This window comes from Limnofasciculus baicalensis BBK-W-15, assembly GCF_024178385.1.
Lineage (GTDB): Bacteria > Cyanobacteriota > Cyanobacteriia > Cyanobacteriales > Coleofasciculaceae > Limnofasciculus > Limnofasciculus baicalensis.
Genome location: NZ_JAMZMM010000430.1, coordinates 1 through 4,183, shown reverse-complemented (window position 1 = coordinate 4,183; position 4,183 = coordinate 1). Strand labels below are relative to the sequence as shown.

Genomic DNA, 4,183 nt, shown 5'->3' with positions numbered 1-4,183 from the left:
AGCACCACCAGCAGCACCACCAGCAGCACCACCAGCAGCACCACCAGCAGCACCACCAGCAGCACCAATAGTAATGAACGTCAATTGGTTGTTAGTCAGCGATATAGTGCTAGTGCTGAAAACGATATTATTGAGGTTCAGAGAAGGACTTTGGCAAATATTACAAATCGAAGTAGTATTACTGCCACCCATACTGCCGCCAGTACTGCCACCGCTGCTACCAGAATTGGTATTGGTATAGTTGTAGCCACCAGTTTGGGAATTGGACTGAATATTCAAATTGTTGATATTGGTAACCCCTGCATAAGCCTGGAACCTGATATCACCAGTCTCTCCTTCTAATTTGTTAGTCCCTTGCTCAAACTTATATTTAGTTTTCCCTTCACTTCCCACACTATTGAAGGCAAATCCATCCGCTGAAAAGAGAGAAGCGACACCAGAAACTTCACCTTCATCTTTCCCTTTAATTTCAAAACGATCTAAAGGTTTAGAGGCATCGATTCCTGTAGCAGACACTCCACCAAGAGTCGCATCTACAATACCACCTTCACCCTTGAATTTGAACTTGGTTGCACCTGAGTTGCCAACAGTTTCAATCTCAAATTTTTGGTTAGCGTTACCTACAAAGTGGATGCCAGTACTAGTGCCTGTGCCAGTCCCCATGCCAGTACCTGTACCCATGCCAGTCCCAGTGCCCATCCCCGTACCAGTACCCGTTCCAGTACCTGTGCTAGCTGACTCAAATTTATAACTTCCCGCTGGTAAATTTGCCCCTTCAAATTTAAACTTGAGACGTTGAAGAAGAGCATTTTGAGTGGGAGTAGGAGGTGGAGATCCGCCACCAGTTTCCATAAACTTGACCTGATTGGCAAGGAGATTAATTACACCACTCTTAAGTTCACCACCAAAATTACCAATTTGTAAGTTTCCATTAGCAGCAGTCAAAGTAGAAGGAGTAACAGTAACGTTAGTCAATCCCGGCAAGAAAACAGGAGGTAAATCGCTACCCGTCGGTGAAGTAATCAGCGAACCTTGGAGATTGAATTGTTGAGTAAACGACTGAAGATTAAACCCTAGAAGGGTATCTACCCCTGAGAAAGGCAAGAGATTTCCCGTGTTGGTAAAGGCAATTCCTGTTAGTTTGCCTTGGAGAACGCCTGTATCTCCCATATTAGGCGTACCGCTATTATCTTTGTCTGTGAAACTAGCAGCAGTGGGGATAAATTGAGAATTTGTCAAGGTTCCGTTGGGGCTGACAATCCGCAATTGTTGGACAGTCGCATCAAATAGAGTAACTTTTCCGGCTGCATTCTGAGTCGGTACGAAAAATGCTCCTTGCCCTTGTAGGGAGCCACCTGTCACCTGAACAAATGGGGAAGTAGTGGTTTGGGTAGTAGTAGCAGTAGGGGTTTGGCTACCAGCAGTCTGGGCATGAGCAGGAGGGGTAAGTACAACAGCTAAACCACCGAAGATACCTAAACCAACAATGTAGTGAAGTGATTTGAGATTCATATTAATTAAGACTCCATCAGCTAATGAACTAGATTTGCCTGACTTCGAGATCTAACTGCAAATATTTTTCACTTGATATTTAATCCTGAACATAGTCAGATCTTGAAGTACTCATGAAGAAGACGGAATAGACTACGCTCATTTATTGCCTTACCATCAGGAGCTTCGTCTATAAGACAACTTGCAGATTTCCAGAAATTAATTCCGCCTATAACAAGCTAAGACGCTCTCCTTTAGGTAGGGTTCCTGCTTCACACAATCTTTACAGTATCTTTAATCTCATAACTTGCACCATTATCAAAAAGGCGGTTAAAATCGCATCTACACAGACACAACCCGCCGTCGCGGGTTGTAATACCATTGATTTGACTAAAGTCCGCGCAGGCGGACTTTGTTTGTGTAGCCGCGATTTCCAATCGCCTTGGCAATGTAGCCGCGATTTCCAATCGCCTTGGCTATATTGCGACTGGTGCAAGTTATCAGTTTAATCGGACTTACGCAACAATACTACTAATAATGTTGATGGTGCGTTAGCAAAGGATAACGCACCCTACAAATAGAGGATTTGCGTAAGTCATTGTCCCTAGCCCCTAAAAACTAAATGTGGTACGGATAGCACCCACCGTAATCGTGTCATTTTTATCATTCTGTAGGGGATTGAAAATGACGATCGCTCCAGGTGTGATACTGATGTTTTCTGATACCTTGAACCGATAGAATATCTCCAGATGAGTTGTCGTACTCGGTTGCTCCCCAGCTCCAGCAGAGAAATCTCCTTCACTAATAAAGCTGGGTACATTTCTGCCATTTGGTAAATCGCTACTGGTAATCCGAGGCGGTTGGCCAACATAAATACCCGCTAAATTACCTTCACCGAGCAAGTCGTAAATATTCAGAAATGCCATCCAGTTTAAGGTTTCGACATTTCCGGAATCGCTTTTAAGATCGGAGTTGGTATAACCAGCCCAACCACCGAAGGTGAATTTTGGTGAAACTCGCCATTCTAAACCTGCACCCACGGCATTAGTATTAATTGGCGCTCTCCCACTACTTCCTGCTAGGGCGACAAGATCGTCACCGACACCCGTACCTAATCGACCAAAAGGAGAATAGGCATTGATATATTGCAAGGAAATATCAATCTTATCGGTGGGAGATACAACAAACTGCAATCCGGCTGATGTTGTCCCATTATCGCCGCCAAATATACCGTTATTTGGGTCTTCTGGAGTACTTGAGGAATAGACACCTTGCAAACTCATCCGAGTAGCAACTTGCCAGTCAAAACCAATTCCGCCACTACCATTACCAACACCAATAATTGGATTCCGTTGGGCAAAGCTGGATAGTGGACCAGATCCCGCACTTTCGATGCGATTAACACCCCGAAAAACATTGACTGGACTAACTCCTTGTGGTCCAACAATGACAGCAAATTTACTCCCAAATAGCTGGCGATAATTGAGATCTGTTACCCTCACATCGTTATCGTTATCGCCTTCATATCCCAAACGGATATAGTTACCTAATGTGTCAGGAAAATTGCTGGTACGACCCTTACCAGCTTGTAAACTAGTAAGTAAGAGACTGCGAGGACTTAATTGAGTGAACAGGCTTAATTGTACGTTGTTAATGACATTAATATTGTCATCTGTTTGATTGCCAACCCCAACTGGACTACCGAGTAATTCAAAGTCATTCTTGCTATGTCCCTGAACACCAATAATCGCCTGTCCGAAAAGTTTAGTAGTGGTAGAAAACTGATGGTCTTCCAAAAAGGATACACGACCTTCTAAATTATCGACTCGCGCCCCTAATGTGGCAAGTTCTCCCTGAAACTCTTCCATTAGCCGTCGCAGCGATACTAAATCTCCTTGAGGAACATTAGGTTTATTGTCAACTAACAAACGCTCAACTTGCTGCAAGCAAGCATTTAAACCCGCAGCAAATTCATACCGAGTCATGGCGCGATTGCCGCGAAATGTGCCATCAGGATAGCCAGCAATACAACCATACCGTTCAACTAGCGATCGCAATGCCTCGTAAGCCCAGTCTCCAGGAGATACATCCCGTAACTGAGACACATTTGTCACTTGACCCATAGAATCGTCTACTCCATCCGACTCTAACGGGTTTGGTTGACCAACTTCAAGAGAGGCAGGATCACCCTCTGGCAATATTTGAGCCTGAATAGCTTCAGGTGAGGGCAAGGTTGGTGCAAATGCTCCCGACGTATCAGTGGCAGTCGTCGATTCCACCACACTTGCTTGATTTGCTAATGGTGCCGCCTCTAATTTATCTGCGGCTATTTCAGTTGCAGCTAGAGAATCCGTAGCTGTCGATAATTCCTCCGCAGAAGCCTCAATGGGTGCTGCTTGTGCTGGGGACGAATTCGCAACCCAGCAACCTAAAGTGGCAACTATCAAAGCCCAATAGGCTTTTTTTCCAAATATCGAATAATATTTCACTGGGCTATCACTCCTCAAAAAACCACCTTAGCGTTTGATTCTAGCCAAGATTCCAGATTAATCGCCAACTGGCTCTTTATACCTTACCCAGAGTTAAATTCTCACTACCATTCTTTAGTTCTTGGCTTTTAGATCAGAACTGTCGCCCATCTTAACACCGATGGAATGGTTATTGGTTGTTGGTTGAGGGTAATTAGTTATTC

General features: G+C 44.3%; 1 protein-coding gene and 1 pseudogene. Both read right to left on the bottom strand.

From position 1 onward, the window contains the following. Window positions 1-1,512: pseudogene (locus NJ959_RS25960) on the bottom strand (hypothetical protein); the annotation flags it as partial. Window positions 1,513-2,102: 590 nt separating this feature from the next. Then, entirely contained in the window at window positions 2,103-3,980 is a 1,878-nt protein-coding gene (locus NJ959_RS25955) for an iron uptake porin (protein WP_254014653.1), read from the bottom strand. Between the last annotated feature and the right edge of the window lie 203 nt (window positions 3,981-4,183).